This window comes from Methanohalophilus levihalophilus (assembly GCF_017874375.1).
Classification (GTDB): Archaea; Halobacteriota; Methanosarcinia; order Methanosarcinales; family Methanosarcinaceae; genus Methanohalophilus; species Methanohalophilus levihalophilus.
The window spans coordinates 272,219-289,226 of the sequence record NZ_JAGGLK010000002.1; the positions used below are offsets into that span (position 1 = coordinate 272,219).

The 17,008-nt window shown below is 45.1% G+C and carries 21 protein-coding genes; 9 read left to right on the plus strand and 12 right to left on the minus strand.

Features of this window, described 5'->3' with window-relative positions; translation table 11 throughout:
- Nucleotides 1-807 (minus strand): hypothetical protein, encoded by an 807-nt coding sequence (locus J2755_RS05015; RefSeq protein ID WP_209680599.1) that lies wholly within the window; start codon nt 805-807, stop codon nt 1-3.
- A 105-nt stretch (nt 808-912) separates the two neighbouring features.
- Here J2755_RS05015 and J2755_RS05020 point away from each other — a divergent pair, with 105 nt between their 5' ends.
- Both J2755_RS05020 and tpiA read left to right on the plus strand, forming a co-directional pair.
- Nucleotides 913-2,091 (plus strand): bifunctional 5,6,7,8-tetrahydromethanopterin hydro-lyase/3-hexulose-6-phosphate synthase, encoded by a 1,179-nt coding sequence (locus J2755_RS05020; RefSeq protein WP_209680601.1) that lies wholly within the window; start codon nt 913-915, stop codon nt 2,089-2,091.
- A 9-nt stretch (nt 2,092-2,100) separates the two neighbouring features.
- On the plus strand, nt 2,101-2,769 hold the full coding sequence (tpiA, locus tag J2755_RS05025; protein WP_209680603.1) for a triose-phosphate isomerase: 669 nt from the start codon (nt 2,101-2,103) through the stop codon (nt 2,767-2,769).
- Nucleotides 2,770-2,806: 37 nt separating this feature from the next.
- Here tpiA and J2755_RS05030 read toward each other — a convergent pair whose 3' ends face one another.
- The 6 genes from J2755_RS05030 to J2755_RS05055 are packed head-to-tail and all read right to left on the minus strand — an operon-like array spanning nt 2,807 to nt 7,942.
- Nucleotides 2,807-3,133: a hypothetical protein gene (locus J2755_RS05030; protein WP_209680605.1), complete on the minus strand. Its 327-nt coding sequence runs from the start codon at nt 3,131-3,133 to the stop codon at nt 2,807-2,809.
- Nucleotides 3,134-3,193: 60 nt separating this feature from the next.
- Nucleotides 3,194-4,501 (minus strand): prephenate dehydrogenase, encoded by a 1,308-nt coding sequence (locus tag J2755_RS05035; RefSeq protein ID WP_209680607.1) that lies wholly within the window; start codon nt 4,499-4,501, stop codon nt 3,194-3,196.
- On the minus strand, nt 4,489-5,283 hold the full coding sequence (locus tag J2755_RS05040; RefSeq protein WP_245312781.1) for a shikimate dehydrogenase: 795 nt from the start codon (nt 5,281-5,283) through the stop codon (nt 4,489-4,491). Before J2755_RS05040 ends, J2755_RS05035 begins: the two co-directional genes overlap by 13 nt.
- A gap of 14 nt (nt 5,284-5,297) precedes the next feature.
- Complete coding sequence (gene aroD, locus J2755_RS05045; RefSeq protein WP_209680611.1) at nt 5,298-5,984, minus strand: type I 3-dehydroquinate dehydratase; 687 nt, start codon at nt 5,982-5,984, stop codon at nt 5,298-5,300.
- A 2-nt stretch (nt 5,985-5,986) separates the two neighbouring features.
- On the minus strand, nt 5,987-7,132 hold the full coding sequence (locus tag J2755_RS05050) for a 3-dehydroquinate synthase II (protein WP_209681407.1): 1,146 nt from the start codon (nt 7,130-7,132) through the stop codon (nt 5,987-5,989).
- Between the two features lie 12 nt (nt 7,133-7,144).
- Nucleotides 7,145-7,942, minus strand: coding sequence for a 2-amino-3,7-dideoxy-D-threo-hept-6-ulosonate synthase (locus J2755_RS05055; protein WP_209680613.1), 798 nt, complete (start codon nt 7,940-7,942; stop codon nt 7,145-7,147).
- A 141-nt stretch (nt 7,943-8,083) separates the two neighbouring features.
- On the opposite strand from J2755_RS05055, the gene J2755_RS05060 reads away from it, so the two are divergent.
- The gene (locus J2755_RS05060; RefSeq protein WP_209680615.1) at nt 8,084-8,662 is read left to right on the plus strand and encodes a GMP synthase subunit A; all 579 of its coding nucleotides are present in this window, start codon (nt 8,084-8,086) and stop codon (nt 8,660-8,662) included.
- A gap of 1 nt (nt 8,663) precedes the next feature.
- Here J2755_RS05060 and J2755_RS05065 read toward each other — a convergent pair whose 3' ends face one another.
- The 3 genes from J2755_RS05065 to J2755_RS05075 are packed head-to-tail and all read right to left on the minus strand — an operon-like array spanning nt 8,664 to nt 10,323.
- Nucleotides 8,664-9,491, minus strand: coding sequence for a TIM barrel protein (locus tag J2755_RS05065; RefSeq protein WP_209680617.1), 828 nt, complete (start codon nt 9,489-9,491; stop codon nt 8,664-8,666).
- 3 nt (nt 9,492-9,494) lie between these two features.
- The gene (locus J2755_RS05070) at nt 9,495-9,827 is read right to left on the minus strand and encodes a hypothetical protein (RefSeq protein ID WP_209680619.1); all 333 of its coding nucleotides are present in this window, start codon (nt 9,825-9,827) and stop codon (nt 9,495-9,497) included.
- Nucleotides 9,828-9,852: 25 nt separating this feature from the next.
- Nucleotides 9,853-10,323 carry a phosphopantetheine adenylyltransferase gene (locus J2755_RS05075; protein ID WP_209680621.1) on the minus strand — a complete coding sequence of 157 codons (471 nt, stop codon included), beginning with the start codon at nt 10,321-10,323 and terminating at the stop codon, nt 9,853-9,855.
- A 91-nt stretch (nt 10,324-10,414) separates the two neighbouring features.
- Between J2755_RS05075 and J2755_RS05080 the strand changes: the two genes are divergently transcribed.
- From J2755_RS05080 to J2755_RS05100, 5 genes are all read left to right on the plus strand, one after another.
- Entirely contained in the window at nt 10,415-10,558 is a 144-nt protein-coding gene (locus J2755_RS05080; RefSeq protein WP_209680623.1) for a hypothetical protein, read from the plus strand.
- 6 nt (nt 10,559-10,564) lie between these two features.
- The gene (locus J2755_RS05085) at nt 10,565-10,858 is read left to right on the plus strand and encodes a MarR family winged helix-turn-helix transcriptional regulator (protein ID WP_280954395.1); all 294 of its coding nucleotides are present in this window, start codon (nt 10,565-10,567) and stop codon (nt 10,856-10,858) included.
- Entirely contained in the window at nt 10,855-12,210 is a 1,356-nt protein-coding gene (locus J2755_RS05090; RefSeq protein ID WP_209680627.1) for an MATE family efflux transporter, read from the plus strand. Before J2755_RS05085 ends, J2755_RS05090 begins: the two co-directional genes overlap by 4 nt.
- Nucleotides 12,211-12,336: 126 nt before the next feature.
- Complete coding sequence (radA, locus tag J2755_RS05095) at nt 12,337-13,314, plus strand: DNA repair and recombination protein RadA (protein WP_209680629.1); 978 nt, start codon at nt 12,337-12,339, stop codon at nt 13,312-13,314.
- A gap of 43 nt (nt 13,315-13,357) precedes the next feature.
- Nucleotides 13,358-14,038, plus strand: coding sequence for a phosphoglycolate phosphatase (locus J2755_RS05100; RefSeq protein ID WP_209680631.1), 681 nt, complete (start codon nt 13,358-13,360; stop codon nt 14,036-14,038).
- Here the strand turns inward: J2755_RS05100 and J2755_RS05105 are convergent.
- Nucleotides 14,035-14,292, minus strand: coding sequence for a PRC-barrel domain-containing protein (locus J2755_RS05105; RefSeq protein WP_209680633.1), 258 nt, complete (start codon nt 14,290-14,292; stop codon nt 14,035-14,037). The genes J2755_RS05100 and J2755_RS05105 overlap by 4 nt on opposite strands.
- 14 nt (nt 14,293-14,306) lie before the next feature.
- A complete protein-coding gene (locus J2755_RS05110; RefSeq protein ID WP_209680634.1) occupies nt 14,307-16,535 on the minus strand; it encodes a CDC48 family AAA ATPase in 2,229 nt (742 codons plus the stop codon).
- Nucleotides 16,536-16,777: 242 nt separating this feature from the next.
- On the opposite strand from J2755_RS05110, the gene J2755_RS05115 reads away from it, so the two are divergent.
- A complete protein-coding gene (locus J2755_RS05115) occupies nt 16,778-16,981 on the plus strand; it encodes a TRAM domain-containing protein (protein WP_209680635.1) in 204 nt (67 codons plus the stop codon).
- Nucleotides 16,982-17,008 lie beyond the last annotated feature (27 nt).

Here is a 17,008-nt window from a genome sequence, read left to right on the forward strand (position 1 = left end):
TCACTTCTTTTCTTTCTGCAGGATTGCCTTTACGTCGGTTTCAATGTAGTCAATAACTTCCTTGAGATCAACAATGGATTCGTCTTTATCGAGTTTCTCATTCTGGAGCACATTTGCCCACTGGAAGAAGATGTAAGCAGATGCCGCTCCTCCCAATGCGAGAACTGTACGTTCTACGGGATATATGAAGATAAATTCCTGGAAAAGCTCTGCTTCGAGGTTAAACACAAATGCAGCGGTGATACTGCCTGCCAGGTGATCTGCAAGGACTGCAAGCAATCCGGACAGGAAGAGATAGATAAATACTTGCCACTGTTTAGTTATTCGCTTATATGCTGATGTCTTGATAACTGCAATAAAACAGGCAAAAACAACCAGATGGAACCACAAATACTGATAAGCTTGTATCCCTTCAGGTGTAGCAAACCATGCCAGAATCAATACGCCATATATTATGGCTGCAATTTTTTGTCTGCCTGTGATGCACAATCCCGCAACCACTGATGCAAGAGTTACAAAAGTAGGTGAAAGCATTGTGAATAAGTTGTCTCCCAGGTAATCCGGGTTAATGAAGATATGTGACAGCATTGCTATCAGGGATACTATTGGTCCGATAAAAGGTCCCAGTAAAAAACCATTAAGCGTTCCAAAAGCGAGGATCGAACTGATGCGTCCTTCTTCCACCACAAACCCCATTTCGAAATCAGGGAGCCAGCTTGCGAAAAAAGTAATGATGAGTGCGGTGAGGACTAACAGATTACGAATGCGTGGGTTTGCTATCAGGATATTTTCAGTTCTTAAGGGCACGCAATTAGTATCGATTGATATTAATAAATAATTTATTGTAGTTTACGGAGTGAAGGTTCATCAGAAACCATATATATATTCATGCCCATGTAGCGAATTGATACAATGATGTTAATCGGAGAAGCTTTAATCGGCGAGGCCCCCGAACTCGCCCACGTTGATCTTATGATCGGAGACAAGGAAGGGCCGGTAGGCCAGGCCTTTGCTACCGGGATGACCCAGCTGTCTGCAGGGCACACTCCATTACTCTCGGTAGTCAGGCCAAATCTCCCTACCAAACCCTCTACTCTCATTGTTCCGAAGGTCACTGTAAAGAACATGGATCAGGCATCCCAGATTTTCGGTCCAGCACAGGCTGCTGTTGCTAAGGCAGTTGCCGATGCGGTAGAGGAAGGTTTGATTCCTAAAGACCAGGCTGAAGATCTCGTTGTTGTTGCAAGTGTCTTTATTCACCCTGAAGCTCAGGATTATAACCGTATTTTCAGGTACAATTACGGAGCTACTAAGTTGGCAGTTAAACGTGCAATGGCCGGTTTCCCAAGCATTGACAAAGTACTTGAGGAGAAGGACAGGATGGCACACGCAATTATGGGATTCAAAGTTTCAAGACTCTGGAATCCACCATACCTGCAGGTGGCATTGGATAATCCAAACATCGAAGCAATTTCCAGCATTGTGAAACAGCTTCCAAAGAGCGATCACTTGATTCTTGAGGCAGGTACACCTCTTATCAAAAGATATGGTGTTGACGTAATTACAAAACTCAGGGAACTCAAACCCGATGCATTCATCGTTGCTGATTTGAAGACTCTTGATACAGGTAACCTTGAAGCAAGGATGGTTGCAGATGCTACGGCAGATGCCATTGTGGTTTCAGCTCTTGCACCAATTGCAACACTTAACAAAGCAATATCCGAAGCACACAAGACTGGTATTTACGCAGTTATGGATACTCTTAACCAGCCAGATCCACTTTCAGTACTCAAACAGCTCGATGAGCTTCCTGACGTTGTGGAGCTTCACAGGGCAATCGATATCGAAGAAACTGCTCACGCATGGGGCAGCATTGCCGACATGAAAGCACTCTCACCAAAGATGCTTGTGGCTGTTGCAGGTGGTATCCGTGTAGGCACTATTCCAGATGCTCTTGAAGCAGGTGCAGATATCCTTGTAGTCGGACGTGCTATTACCAACTCTAAAGAGGTGCGTCAGTCTGCAGAGCAGTTTATTGAAGCATTGAATTCACCTGAAATTGATCAGTACAGAGTAATGACTGATTTCTGAGGCGATTAAATGCAGGTTCCGCTTATAGTGGTGAACTTCAAGACTTATTTGGAGGGCACAGGTCCTGAGGCTGTAAAGATTGCCGAAAGCTGTGTGGAAGTTTCTGATGCTTCCGGTGTTACCATTGCGGTGGCACCCCAGCTATGTGATATCTACCGTGTAGCATCACAGGTCGATGTTCCCGTGTATTCCCAGCATCTTGATGGAATGGCTCCTGGAAGCCAGACCGGACATGTGCTTGCACGCTGTGTGAAGGATGCAGGTGCCTGCGGAACCCTTATCAACCACTCAGAACACCGTCTAAGACTTGCAGACATTGAGGCTTCAGTAAGCGCTGCAAAAGCCGAAGGGTTGACTTCAATTGTCTGTACTAACAACATTCCTACAACTGCTGCGGCAGCGGCTCTTGGGCCGGATTATGTGGCAGTTGAACCACCTGAACTTATCGGAAGTGGTATCCCTGTTTCAAAAGCTGACCCGGAGGTTGTTGAAGGATCCGTCCGCGCAGTCCAGAATGTGAACCCAAATGTAAAAGTATTGTGTGGTGCAGGAATTTCAAAGGGCGGGGATGTAAAAGCAGCCCTTGAACTTAGCACCGAAGGGGTTTTGCTTGCTTCTGGTGTTGTAAAAGCAGAAAATCCGAAAGCTGCACTTGAAGATCTTGTCAGCTTTCTTTAATCTTTACCTGTTCAACACTTTTTCTTTTCCTTTATTCTCATAGCGTAAGCACTGCTATTACTAGCAGAAGGGCTGAGAATCCCAGTTTAATTCCCATTGTCAGCTCAATTCTCAGATGCTGAGCCACCATATTTGAGATCCCAATGGGTGGGGGGGATATCAAAAGTGCTGCCAGAAAGAGGCAAATTCCGGGAATAAAGTTCTTGTCAATAATAATCAAATACAGTCCCTGTATGCCAAGATATATCCCCAAAAGGGCTACAAAAAGGAGTCCTCCCTTATAAAACCGTAAGAATTCCCGGACATCTTTTCCGAAAACAGTGGGTAATCCGGCTTCTTCCTGTTCATTCTTTTTTACTTTCATATTAGCGCCCCGCAATGCTCCTTTCCAGAAGATGGGCTTCTGATTACATAAATCCTTGCCTTAGCGGAGGATGCACCCGATACCTTCAAGCAGTCTTTCTATATCATCCTGTATTTTGTTAATGTCAATATCCTGACGGATGTCTATGCGGAAAGTAGCACTTCTGCGTCCATCGGGGCTTATGTAGGTATCATGTACTTTGCAGGATATTCCTTCACTAATTTTCCCGAGAATATGGCACAGGGTATCAGGATCTGCGTTTTCCGGGATGTAGGTAGAAATGTCTCTTGTTTTTGCTGCTAAGTTATCATTTTTCCATGCATTAAGCTCATCAGAGTTAAGGAGACGCACATTTTCAATTTTAAGGTTGACAAGTTTCCCCGATTCTAAAATATCAACTGATCGGGCCATCACCTTCTCAACGATTCCAACATGAGTTTTCCCGGAGTAAATGTGGTACAGTCCCTTTTCTTTTCCGATTGACTGGAGTAGCTCTTCAAATTCAGCTACCTTTGCATTGATAAGCTTGTCAGATCTATGCAGCGCAGCCCCGGTATCTCCAAAGTGGACTGAAGCATCTTTCATGACGGTACAGAAATTGTCAGCATTATTTTCCACAACAAGTTTGGAGAGTCTTTCACATTGCTCTATGAAACTCCGGTGTACATTCGGGATTTCAGGGTTTTGCATTTGTATTTGTGCATAGAGCCATGGGTTCTGCCCCAAGATACGGCCGACAAAGTCCAGCATAATCTCATAAACGGGACTCATAAAACGACGTGATCCCTGTACGTCGAAATCAAGTTCTTTCAGGGTTGCACCGATTGTAATGTATGCAAAATGGGTCAATCCCTGTACAATGGATACAATGTGATCGTGTTCTTGTGGAGTTATTATCTCGATATGTGCGCCGTGCCTCTCCAGCAGTTCACGCATTATCGGGAACCATTTTTCACACCTGTTTTCCACCGGTGTCAGGATAAAAGTCTGGCCCTGAAGTGACGGTATTGAGGGTCCGAACATGGGGTGTGTTCCCAGAAGCTCCACTCCTTCCGGTGCGCTTCCAATCATTGCATCAACTGGATTCTTCTTGATGGATGTGAGATCCATCAACAAGCTACCGGGTTTCATGATGGGAGCTGTTTGTCGGATAATTTCAGGTGTTATATCAATTGGAACAGAGACTATTACAACATCGCACTCAGGAATGATTTCTTCAGGAGTCGATGTGAAACGAACGCCCAGTTTTTCCGCGACATCAGACCGTCCTCGGCGGCCGGATATCCATACATCATATCCTTCGTTCTTGAAAAATGTTGCAAACCATTGCCCCATTTCGCCGCTGCCGCCGATAATTAGCATCTGCATGCAAGCCCCTCCAACACGGCTTTTCTCATGGTTTCAACCGGAGGTTCCCGGCCGGTCCAGATACGGAAAGATTCTGCTCCCTGATGAACCAGCATCCCGACTCCGTCGATTGTTGTTGCACCGGCAGCTTCGGCCTCCTGAAGCAATTTTGTTTTCAGGGGATTGTAAACGATGTCGAATACTGCCAGTTCCAAATGAAGTTGTTCACGAGTTGCAACTGATCCGGATACGTTCGGATGCATCCCAACGGTTGTTGTATTAATCAGGATGTCGCAGTTTTCAAGACTGCCTACAAGCACGTCCAGTCCATGTCCTTGTCCGCCAATAACATGGGCAAGTTGCTCTGCACGTTGTGGGGTGCGGTTGAATATGTCAATATTTGCACCAAGATTTGAAAAATGAAATGCTATTGATTTAGCTGCTCCGCCGGCGCCAACAATGGAAATGTTTGCGTCCTTGATGGGGATTCCTTTTTCAGTAAGGGCTTTTTCTGCACCGAACCCGTCAGTATTGTATCCCTTTATTCCATCCTTGAAGTCAATGGTGTTCACGGCACCGATTTGCAGGGAAAGTTCATCAGCTTCCACAAAATCCAGTGTGTGTTCCTTGTGTGGAACTGTAACGTTAAGTCCGCCGAATCCAAGTGCATTTGCTCCCTTTATGGCATCCCCGAGTTCACCGGGGGTAACCCTGAACGGATGGTATGCACAATCCATCCCAAGTTCGCGAAATGCAGCATTATGCATTGCAGGGGACAGGGAGTGTTCCACAGGATCTCCCATTACCCCGAAAACCTTCACAGCAACATCTCCATTGCCGATTTCACTTTGTCAACCCTTAGCTGACCCGGAGCGACGGCTTTTCCGATGCATCCGTAAGTAAGAACTGATCCGTAAAGTCCACCTACAACTCTGCTGTAGCTTCCGATTTTTCCCATTGCGATGGCACATACCGGACTGTCGGCGGAATTCGCTGCTTCCAGAAGTTTCAGGACGTCCGTAGGGGATTGGGGCATAGTGGCCAGCTTTGTAATATCCGCACCTAACTCTCTTCCCTTGTTGAAAAGCTCTCTAATTTCTGCAACAGAAGGCGTACTTTCAAAAAAGTGTGATGAAACGATTGTGGTAGTTTGATTGCGTTTTGCTGCTTTGATAATCCTTTCTTTTTCAGGGGCACACATTTCGATATCAACGGCCTCAACATATGGAAGAATTCCTTCGAGTATTTCCAGCCTGTCTTCCTCTTCACCGGCCCAACATCCACCCTCAGTTGGTATTCTGTTGGTTGCAATACATGGTAATCCAATGCATGAAACCTGCTCTGTAAGTGCAATCGCGGCATTCAAAGAATCAATTCCGAGCAGATCAAGCCGTAATTCCAGAACATCAGCACCAAGATTTTTTGCGGCTAATGCTTGCGAATATGGATTCGCATCAATTGATGCAACTACAAGAGAACGATTCTGCCCGGGTAATTCCAGCATGTTTATTTCTCGATAATTGTTTCTTCGACTTTCATACCGAAATGCCTGCCACTTTCCTCGACGTAGACCATAACTTCGTCGCCTGGCTCAAGACTGGTTACTGAAACAGGTTTTCCATCTCCTGAAACCAGTTTGATGGTTTCGGCGTTCTGGAGGATGTTTTTCATTGTCCTTCCATCGGAAGTCTGGGCTTCTACAAGCATGAGTGGGCGACGCTCTATCTTCACTCTTCCCACAATGGCCCTGCGCTGTTTTCCTTCGGCGTCAACAACTGCAACTTCGTCACCTGCTTCGAGTTCGCACAGGTAACGGGTTTTTCCGCCAGTCTGGACGTAAGCGTGAACCGCTCCGGCGTTGACTCTGAATGGCCGTGACGCAACGTATGGACTTTCCTCGGATTCAGAGTGAACAAGGAACATGCCGCCGGAGCCGCACCCTACAAGCATTCCTTCGCCTGTGCCCATGAGGCTGCAGGTATCGACGCAAACACGGTCTCCCATTCCTACCTGTTCTACCTTTGTGACTTTTGCAACTTCAAGCTCCAGCTTCTCTGAGGTGGCTTCTTCTGCAATTTCCACGGATTTGCGGATAGTATCATGGTTGTCAGTATCAAGCAATACTCCGTCTGCACCATGTTCCATGGTTTCAAGAGCGAGTCTTGCTTCGTCAGTATCGCGAACACCGGATATTATTTTAACATCTTCCGGCTGCAGGGATGCAATCAGGTTTTCGAGTGGAATTACTTTCCAGTCTGTGCCAATTGCAATGAGGTAGTCGCAAACTCCTCCAAGGGATGAAGCAAATTTTTCATGTGCTTTGTCATGTATTACGGAGAAACCTGCAACAGTTTTCTTTTCCCTGCGAAGGTGGGCTATAATATCAAAATCTCTGGATTTGCTCAAATCAGTGGGTAAAGGAAGTGTTCCATCGCCTTCGCTGTCCTTTCCAACCACAATTATATCTGCTTTTGACAGTTCTTCTGAAAAGAAAGTGGCGACCTTGATGTCCCCAAGTTCCTTTGTCTTGTCAACATCTTCTGGCAATACCAGCACGCATGTAACACCAGATTCAAGACCTGAAGTTATACGCTGCTTTTTCGTTTCCCAGTCGCCTTCATCGGCGCGTATCCATACTTCCTTAGTCATCAGGATTACTCCATTTCAACGTAGTATCTCTAGAGCTTCATCTACAGTACTGTTTTTATGTACTATATGTGTAATTGCTTTTGTTATTTTTGTAGGATCTGGGTGCTGGAAAACGTTTCGGCCGATTGCAACTCCACGAGCACCGGCATCTATGGCTCCCCTGATCATTTCAAGGAATTCCCTGTCGGTGTTGGTCTTTGGTCCGCCTGCAATAACTACAGGGACAGGGCATCCTTCCACGACATTTCTGAATGATTCCACATCTCCTGTGTACACAGTTTTAATTACATCTGCTCCCAGCTCGGCTCCTACGCGGGCTGCATGGGCTACCATTTCAGGATCATGTGGATTTGTGACCTTCTTTCCTCTTGGGTACATCATTGCAAGCAAGGGGATTCCCCAGTAATCGCATTGTTTGGCAATTTCACCAAGTATCTTGAGTTGTTCTGATTCGGTTTCAGATCCGACGTTGATGTGAACGGACACCGCATCTGCTCCCATTCTTGAAGCTTCCTCAACAGTGCACACCAATACCTTGTCATTGGGGTCAGGACCCAGTGATGTGGACGCGCTCATATGAACAATCAGTCCAACATCATGGCCGTATCCCCTGTGGCCATAAGGAACCATTCCTTTCTGCATTAAAACAGCATTAGCCCCGCCTTCGGCAACTTTGTTTATGGAGTCGGCAATATCGATGACACCTTTTATAGGGCCGTCAGAAATCCCATGATCCATGGGTATGATTACCATATTTCTGCTATCCCTGTCCATTATCCTTTCTATGCGAATGCTCTTTCCTAATTCTGACATATGTTTAGCTCCTCAATCGTGTTAGTATGTGACATAGTAGCACGGTTGAATATTTAAGCTTTTTGTTTGCAATTTTGTCTTTGGTATTATGGATGTGCACAGGCAAATGTATTATATATTTTTATATTCTTCAGTTCATTCATGGAAGAGTTGAAGATACTTGTCATCAACAATTACGGACAGTTCTGCCACCTGATTCATCGGACCGTCCGTGATCTGGACATGGACACAAAAATAGTGCCCAATACTACTCCAGTTGATGAAATCCTCGCAATGGAGCCGGATGGACTTGTTTTAAGTGGGGGACCCAGCATGGAGCGTGTTGGTTTTTGTGGTGATTATGTAAAAGAAATCGATCTTCCAATTCTTGGCATCTGCCTTGGGCACCAGCTGATAGCCCTCACATTTGGTGGGGAAACCGGTTCAGGAGAATATGGTGGCTATGCAGATGTTGATATTGAAATTCTTGAAGAAGATGATATCCTGAAAGGCTTAGGTCCCAAAATTACAACATGGGCCTCCCACGCTGACGAAGTGACCGTAATGCCTGAAGAATTTATACACCTTGCCCGCTCAGAGATTTGTGAAGTTGAAGCCATGAAACACCCTAAAAAACCAATCTATGGTGTTCAATGGCATCCGGAAGTTGCACATACTGAAAGTGGAGAAGCGCTATTCATGAACTTCTTCGAGGTATGTGAGAAGCACAAAAAAGCCTGATTTACTGTTTTTCAAAAGTTTCCTGAAGGAGTAACGCATCAGCTTCCAGATTAGGGCTTTCGCAAATTACAAGTCCTTCTGCGCTGAAATCCTTTAGTGCTTTCATGAGATCATGGTAATTCAAATCAGATTCCTTCAGGACAAGATGGTTTTTTTCTCCTTTAGGAGTATACTCAATTCCTGAGATGTGTATGTGCATGTCCTTTAACCCTTCTTTTCCAAGATATTCTTCCACAAGGGAGAGGCAGTTAGCAAATTCTTCGTATGTGTTTACTTCACCATTGGCACGGGCGTGTAGGTGTGCAAAATCGATGCATGGCATTACGCCTTCCATTTCAGCAGACATTTTCAAGGTTTCTTCAAGACTGCCAAACTGGCTGCCTTTTCCTGTAGTCTCAGGACGAAGAATTACATTAATTCCCTTCTCTTCAAAGGTTTTCCTGAGTTTATCAAGTGATTCCATAACTTTTTCAAAAACGGTCTCACTATCCTCTCCATGATAGTAAGCTGGATGAAATACAATAGATGATGCACCACAAAGACTTCCAATTCTTGCGGAATCATAGATCCGCTTAATGCTCGCTTCTATTTTTTCAGGTTCCCGGGAATTGAAGTTGATGTAATAGGGCGCATGAACACTGAGAGCTACGTCATTTTCAGTTGCAACTGCAGCTATTTCTTTTGCAGTATCTTCCTTCATCCGGACTCCACGCACGAATTCAAGTTCCATGCAGCCAAGCCCAAGCTCGCGAATACGTCGGATTCCTCCCGCGCTCCCTTTTCCCTTTGCGCTGATAGGAGTCCCTGCAGTTCCAAAAAGAAGTGGCATGGTTTAAAGAATTCCAAGTTTGTCTTTAAGGGCTTCGACTTTCTCAGCAGATACTTTTTCACCAAGTATTTCAAAAAAACTGTCTGAATCCTCATCTTCAAGTGTGCGGATTTCTTCCTTGCCTTCCATTGCAAGGTCAGCAAGATATTCAATTTCTTCCGGGGTGAGCCGTGTAAGACGTTCCTTGAAATCTTCTTCAGATTCTGCAAACTTGTGGGAAACCGGTCTCAAAATAAACGGAAATGGATGGCCCATTGATGACATGTTTTTTCCGCCTGCTTCAGGTGCAAGTTTGTTGAAAATTTCCATATCTTTTTCGGTGAATTCGCGTCCCATAGGAAAAATAATATGGGGCAACAAATTAAAGACTTGTCCCTTTGAGATGCCCGTGACTGTCTATCTCTCCTTTTACAATTCGGGTTGAGGAGATGGGTACATCATCTTCTGCAAGTACATAATCAATTTTTACAATAGTTATTGTATCAAGGCCGTTCTGTTCCCTGATTTCATTTATTTTGTGGGCAACAGGGAGTGTTTCAGGCGATACTACAATGTAATCATAAGTACCTGTCAGCGTTGTCCCATAAGGGTCTTCAAGCTTCTGGATTCTGTAGGAGTCCGCTTTTACCTCAATGGTTTTCAGGAATTCCTCAAGCTGCTTAACACGCTCTGTATAGTCGGGGATAGGGCGACCTCTTTTTTGTGCCATTTCATCGGATGTTATCCCAATGTCAACATTTCCGGACTCAGCGATTTCAAAGGCTCTGATTAGGAGTTGCTTGTGTCCGTCATGCAGGAATTCAAAGGTTCCTCCAACTGCTATATGTGGCATCAGGAATCATGATGTTTTTCTTTCTGATAAGCCTTTAGATAATTGTTGCGTGCACAACAATTATATATGGACGTGTTGTATGGCTTCCTCTATGAGTTTTCCTGATCCGTCAGAGTCCCCAAGTGCCATGATTGCCTTCCTCCACCGGCAAAACCTGGGATTCATGGCAAAACAGCTTGAAAAATACGGCATAGGTGGCGGACAATTTGGTTTTTTGATGGCTCTTTACCATTAGGATGGCCTGCGTCAGGAAGATCTTGCCACGATGTTTCTTGTAAACCGGGCAACTGCTGCCCGGGCGGTGCAAAAACTGGAATCAGAAGGATATGTTCAAAGAGTCCAGGACCTGCAGGACAAGCGGGTCTTACGGGTTTATCTCACAGAAGCTGGAAGAAAGCTGCAGGAAGTCGTAATGAAGCTCTCCACCAAAAGGAGGGAGGAACTCTTTGCGGGTTTCTCGGATGAAGAGCAGGCTACTTTCCTGAGACTGCTTTCAAAGATGGTGGATAACGTTTGTGAGGAAAAGTGGCAATGAAAGCACAAAGTGAAATGCTGGGTACCGAGAAGATAAGCAAACTTTTGTTTAAACTTTCAGCTCCGGCTACAGTGGGAATGGTGGTCAGTGGGTTATACAATATAGTCGATACGATTTTTGTAGGCCGTGCTCTCGGGGATGCCAGTGTTCAGGGCATTGCGGCTATCGCTGTGAGTTTTCCTGTTTTGATGATTAGTATGGCAATTTCACTTGCCATAGGGCTTGGTGGGGCTTCAATTATTTCCCGCAGATTGGGTGCAAGGGATCTTGAAGGGGCTGAAAGGACTTTTGGAAACATAATAGGCATGTCAGTTGCACTCGGTACACTGGTTGCCATACTGGGAATTGTTTTCATCACTCCCATACTGGAACTTTTCGGAGCAACTCCGACAATTCTTCCTTTTGCAAAGGAGTACCTTCAGATACTCCTCTATGGGAGTCCGGTTTTCATGTTTTCCCTCGTAGCAAACAATGTAGCCCGATCTGAAGGCAACGCCAGAGTCGCCATGTTAACAATGGTCATCAGCGGTGTATTAAACATAATTCTGGATCCGATATTCATTTTTGGACTTGGTATGGGCATCAAAGGCGCTGCGATTGCAACTGTGATCTCCTACTTTTCCGCTGCTATTTTTCTGGTGAAGTACTTTGTTTCAGGTCATAGCACCCTTGTGTTCAGGAGTCGTGATCTAAAGCCTGATCTTCCAATAATAAAGGAAGTATGCGCTCTTGGTCTGGCGCCTTTTGCCCGCAATTCGTCAATGAGCATTGTAGTTGTCTTTGTGAATAATATTCTGGCAATCTACGGTGGGGATCTGCCGATTGCCGTCTATGGCATATTTAACCGCTTATTGGTATTTGCCTCGATGCCGCTTATCGGTCTTTTGCAGGGTATGCAGCCCATAATAGGATTCAATTACGGTGCGGGAAATTATGGGCGCGTTCTTGAAACTCTCAAACTTTCCCTCTGGATTTCCACAGCTATCGCAGTTTTCGATTTTGTGCTGCTGTACGTAATGGCAGAAATCCTGTTTTCTGCATTTACTACTGATGAACTGCTTATTGAATCCGGGGTGGACGCAACGAGGATTATGGTTCTGGCTGTACCGCTTCTCGGGATTCAGTTTATCAGTGCAGGAATGTATCAGGCATTGGGAAAAGCTTTGCCTTCATTTATTCTTTCAATGGCCAGACAGACGATTTTCCTACTTCCTCTGCTCTTCCTTTTACCTCTGATGTATGATCTTGAAGGTGTCTGGTTGGCTTTTCCTGTTGCGGATGCTCTTGCCTTTGTGCTTACTTCATGGATGCTTGTCAGAGAATATCGGATAATAAAAGCAGAATCTGCATGATTATGTGTAACCCCTTGAAGAATACTTTCAGGCCGCTTTGATCACGTATATATAATGCAAAGCGGATAGTCAATCATATCACAGTGCACCCAGGACGAAAAATTGTGCACCAAAAGAGGAATTTTAATGAGCGATATATCACTTGAGGAATTGGATCATGTTGGTCCTGCAACCGCCCAGAAGTTAAAGGAAGCAGGCTATACCAGCGTGGAAGCGATTGCAGTATCATCTCCTGCAGAACTGGTGGCCAGTGCAGAAATAGGGGAGTCAACTGCCGCCAAGATTATCAGTGCAGCCAGAAACGCAGCCGATATTGGTGGATTTGAAACCGGTGATCTTGTTATGGAAAGACGGGAGAGAGTAGCCAAACTTTCCACCGGATGCATAGAATTTGATGAAATGCTTGGTGGCGGAGTAGAGAGCCAGGCAATCACCGAACTATATGGTGAATTTGGTTCCGGGAAAACCCAGATAACTCATCAGCTTGCGGTCAATGCCCAGCTTCCGGAAGAACTAGGCGGAATGAACGGCTCTGTTGTTATAATTGACACGGAAAACACCTTCAGACCCGAGAGAATTAAGCAGATGGTCGAGGGTGCGGCACTAAAACACGGCATTGAACTTGATCCGGAAGAATTCCTTCGAAATATCCATGTGGCGAGAGCTTACAATTCCAATCACCAGATTCTTCTGGCAGACGCAGCATCTGAAAAGGCAACCGCATTAAAGGACACTGATAGGCCGGTGAAGTTGCTGATTGTGGACTCACTGACAGCACATTTCAGGGCTGAATATGTGGGCAGGGGTACTCTTGCAGACCGCCAGCAAAAACTGAACAAACATCTTCACGATTTACAGAGATTCGGTGATCTTAATAACGCCTGTGTGGTGGTAACCAATCAGGTAATGGCTAAACCGGATGCTTTCTTCGGGGATCCAACCCGTCCTATTGGAGGTCACATTGTAGGGCATACTGCCACTTTCAGGCTCTACATTCGTAAATCCAAGGGTGACAAAAGAATTGTTAAATTGGTGGATTCTCCTTGTCTTCCAGACGGGGAAGCAATTATAGCAGTTACCACTGACGGTCTGGTAGACGGTTAATTCGGGGATAATTTTATCTTATCCCTTTTCTTAGAATACTGCTATGTTTTCTGCAGTTGCCGTAGATATAGACGGTACAATTACAGGAATGGACAGAAGGCTCCATCATGGGGTTTCTGAACTTCTTTACAATCTGGAAGTCCCTGTAGTTTTGGCTACAGGGAATGTACTTTGTTATGCTTCCGCAGCTTCAAAACTGATAGGTCTGGATGGAAAAGTAATCAGTGAAAATGGCGGAGTTTTACAGTTGGCTTTTGATGCCAAACCATATGTTTCAGACAATATAGAGGAATGTGAAGAAGCCTTTGATCTATTGTCTTCCAAATTTGATCTTGTCAGGTTGGATTCTCATCTTCGGAAAACGGAAATAACCCTTCGTAGAAGCGTCCCCGTTGAAGAGCTTCAGAAATCAATCTTAGGATCTCATCCCAATGTCGAAATAATTGACACGGGCTTTGCTGTTCACATAAAAAGCAGGGATGTTAATAAGGGTACTGGCCTTGCTAGAATGGCAGAGCTTATGGATGTCAGGGTAAAGGATTTTATTGCAATCGGTGATTCGGTAAACGATATTGAAATGTGCGAGGCGGCCGGTTTTTCTGTTGCGGTAAGCAATGCGTCAGATGAACTGAAAAAGATAGCAGATATGGTGACCTCTTTGTCATTTGGTGATGGAACACAAGAGGCGCTCGAACGCCTCCTTGCTGAAGGACTTATTTCTTAAGCCTGATCAAAAATAAATGCCCTGTCTACGACGATGTAATCCTTAACGGAACGGACTGCACCAAAGGATATTTTCAGGTATTGTCCTTCCATTGGGTATTTGGAAGTATCAAGACCAATATCAGGTTTGATGATTAGATCTTCTAATTTTCCACTTTTAACATCCATTACTACATTGTTAAGTATGCCTATTTCAGTGCCATCGGTTGTCATTACCTGTTTGTTGGACATGTTCTTTGCAAATACCTTTACCATTCTTGTCCTCTCCTTCAGATATATCCTGTGTATGAACTTGATTCCGCTTTTCGTGTGCCGCCCTTGAGTTTTTGTGACAGGCGGTTATAGAAGTCTATCATATCTTCGTTGACTGTAGGCTTCACTTTTTCAAATGCCTGTGTAAAGTGCCGGAAGCTGACTTTCTCATTTTCAAAGTTTTCGCGAAGAGCCAGCATTGCGGCTTCCCTGCAAACAGCTTCTATGTCAGCGCCTACGTATCCATCAGTCATGCCGGCAAGATCTGAGATATTTACGTCAGTGTCCAATGGCATGTTTCTGGTGTGAATATTGAATATGTTAATTCTTCCTTCATGAGTTGTCGGAGTAACCATAACAAGTCTGTCAAACCTTCCTGATCGAAGCAATGCCGGATCAATGAGATCAGGCCTGTTGGTGGCTGCTATAACTACGACTTCATTCAGGGATTCGAGGCCATCCATTTCGGTCAACAGCTGGTTTACAACCTGCTCTGTAACTCTTCCGCCTTCATCGCTGCCTCCCTGTCTGGTGGAAGAGATTGAATCAATTTCGTCAAAGAAAATAATGCATGGAGCAACCTGTCGGGCTTTCTTGAATGTTTCACGAATTGCTTTTTCAGATTCTCCTACGTATTTTGAGAAAATCTGTGGGCCCTTTATGCTTATGAAATTAGCATTTGCTTCATTGGCTACTGCCTGTGCCAGAAGGGTTTTCCCGGTCCCAGGTGGACCATATAACAGAATGCCGGTTGGTGGCTTTACTCCCATTTTCTCTATTTTTTCCGGCCACTTCAATGGCCATTCAACAGCTTCTCGCAGCTCTTGTTCAGCTTCTTCAAGGCCACCCACGTCATCCCACCCTACAGACGGGATTTCCACAAGCACTTCCCTCATTGCAGAAGGCTCTACTTCCTTGAGTGCATCTTCAAAGTCCTGTGCAGTTACGACAAGTTTCTCAAGTACCTCTTCGGGAATCTTTTCCTCATCAAGATTTATGTCAGGCAGTATTCTGCGCAGCGCTCTCATTGAAGCTTCCTGCACAAGGGCCAGCATGTCCGCTCCAACGAATGCCTGTGTGTACTCGGCAAGATAACGGAAATAATTTTCATCGATTTCCTCGGAAAGCGGCATTCCACGGGTGTGTATCTGGAGTATTTCCAGCCTGTCATCGCTGTCCGGAACTCCAATTTCGATTTCACGGTCGAATCTTCCCGGGCGACGAAGTGCCGGATCAATGGAATCAACACGGTTAGTTGCACCGATTACTACGACTTCCTTGCGCTCATCCATTCCATCCATTAGCGTAAGCAATTGTGCAACGACCCTGCGTTCTACTTCCCCGGTTGCGTTTTCACGCTTTGGAGCAATGGAATCGATTTCGTCAATAAAAATGATAGATGGTGTGTTCTCATCAGCTTCTTCAAATATCCTGCGCAGTCTTTCTTCACTCTCCCCGTAGAACTTACCCATAATCTCAGGGCCGGCAATATACAGGAAATGTGCTCTGGATTCATTTGCAACAGCCTTTGCAATCAGGGTCTTTCCGGTTCCCGGAGGTCCGTACAGGATGACTCCTTTTGGTGGCTCGATATTAAGTCTCTGGAAAAGCTCATGATGCTTCAGTGGGAGCTCTATCATTTCCCTTACGCGCTGGATCTCGTCCCTGAGGCCGCCAATGTCCTCATAAGCGATACCACGAGTTGCATCTTCATATCCGATAACAGGCTTTTCCTGAAGCTGGATGTCGGTCGTATCAGTGATGATTAGGACGCCTTCTTCAGGCTGGGTTTCAATTGCAATAAGAGGGATGGCCTGGCTTCCGGGGGTGGTCTGTCCCATGGAACTCACAATGGGTACAATATCTTCCTTCAGGAGTGGTCTTTTGAGTATGTTGTGTTTAATAATAGCTCCGGTATTTTCTCCAAATTCCATTACTACTCCTTCGGGGGGTGCAAGAAGCACTTTTTCAGCAGGTGTTGCTTCTACTTTACGAATTGTAACACGTTCTCCGATTCCAACGCCAGCATTTTGTCTGGTATAACCATCGATTCTTGCAATTCCCTGTCCCCAATCCTGCCTGTCGGCACGCCACACTTTTGCAGCGGTGGTACGCTTCCCTTCAATCTGAACAATGTCTCCGGGTGAGAGTTGAAGGCTTAAAAGTGTACTTGGATCCAGACGGATAATTCCCCTTCCAAAATCAATGGGATGTGCTTTCTCAACTTTGATCTGTAGCTCTTCCATTCAGCTGACATCCTTAAAAATTGCTTATCCTGTTATCTGTATCTATTAAATTTCCAGAGCATAAATAATTATGGTGCTGGCCCTTTTTTTCTTGTGCAAAGGGTTGATATAGTAAAAGGTGCATGTATATCGCTATCGTAAGGTATAGTTTTTCAGTGTCTAAGAAGGATCTTCATGGTACTTCTTTTGTGTCTGTTTTGCTGTATCCGGACGGTATTAATTATTTAAGGAAGTGTACTTAATTGTTCGAACGTGATGAACCTACTGCTCCAGTCGAAGCTGGAGAAACCTACGACGTTGTAATTGAAGATATTGCCAAGAAAGGCGACGGAATTGCCCGCATTGAGGGCTTTGTAATTTTTGTACCCGGCACAGAAGTCGGTGATGAACTTACAGTAAAAGTCACTAAAGTAATGCGCAAATTTGCATTTGCAGAAGTCGAGTAATTTAAAAAACGGCTAATGCCGGCTTTG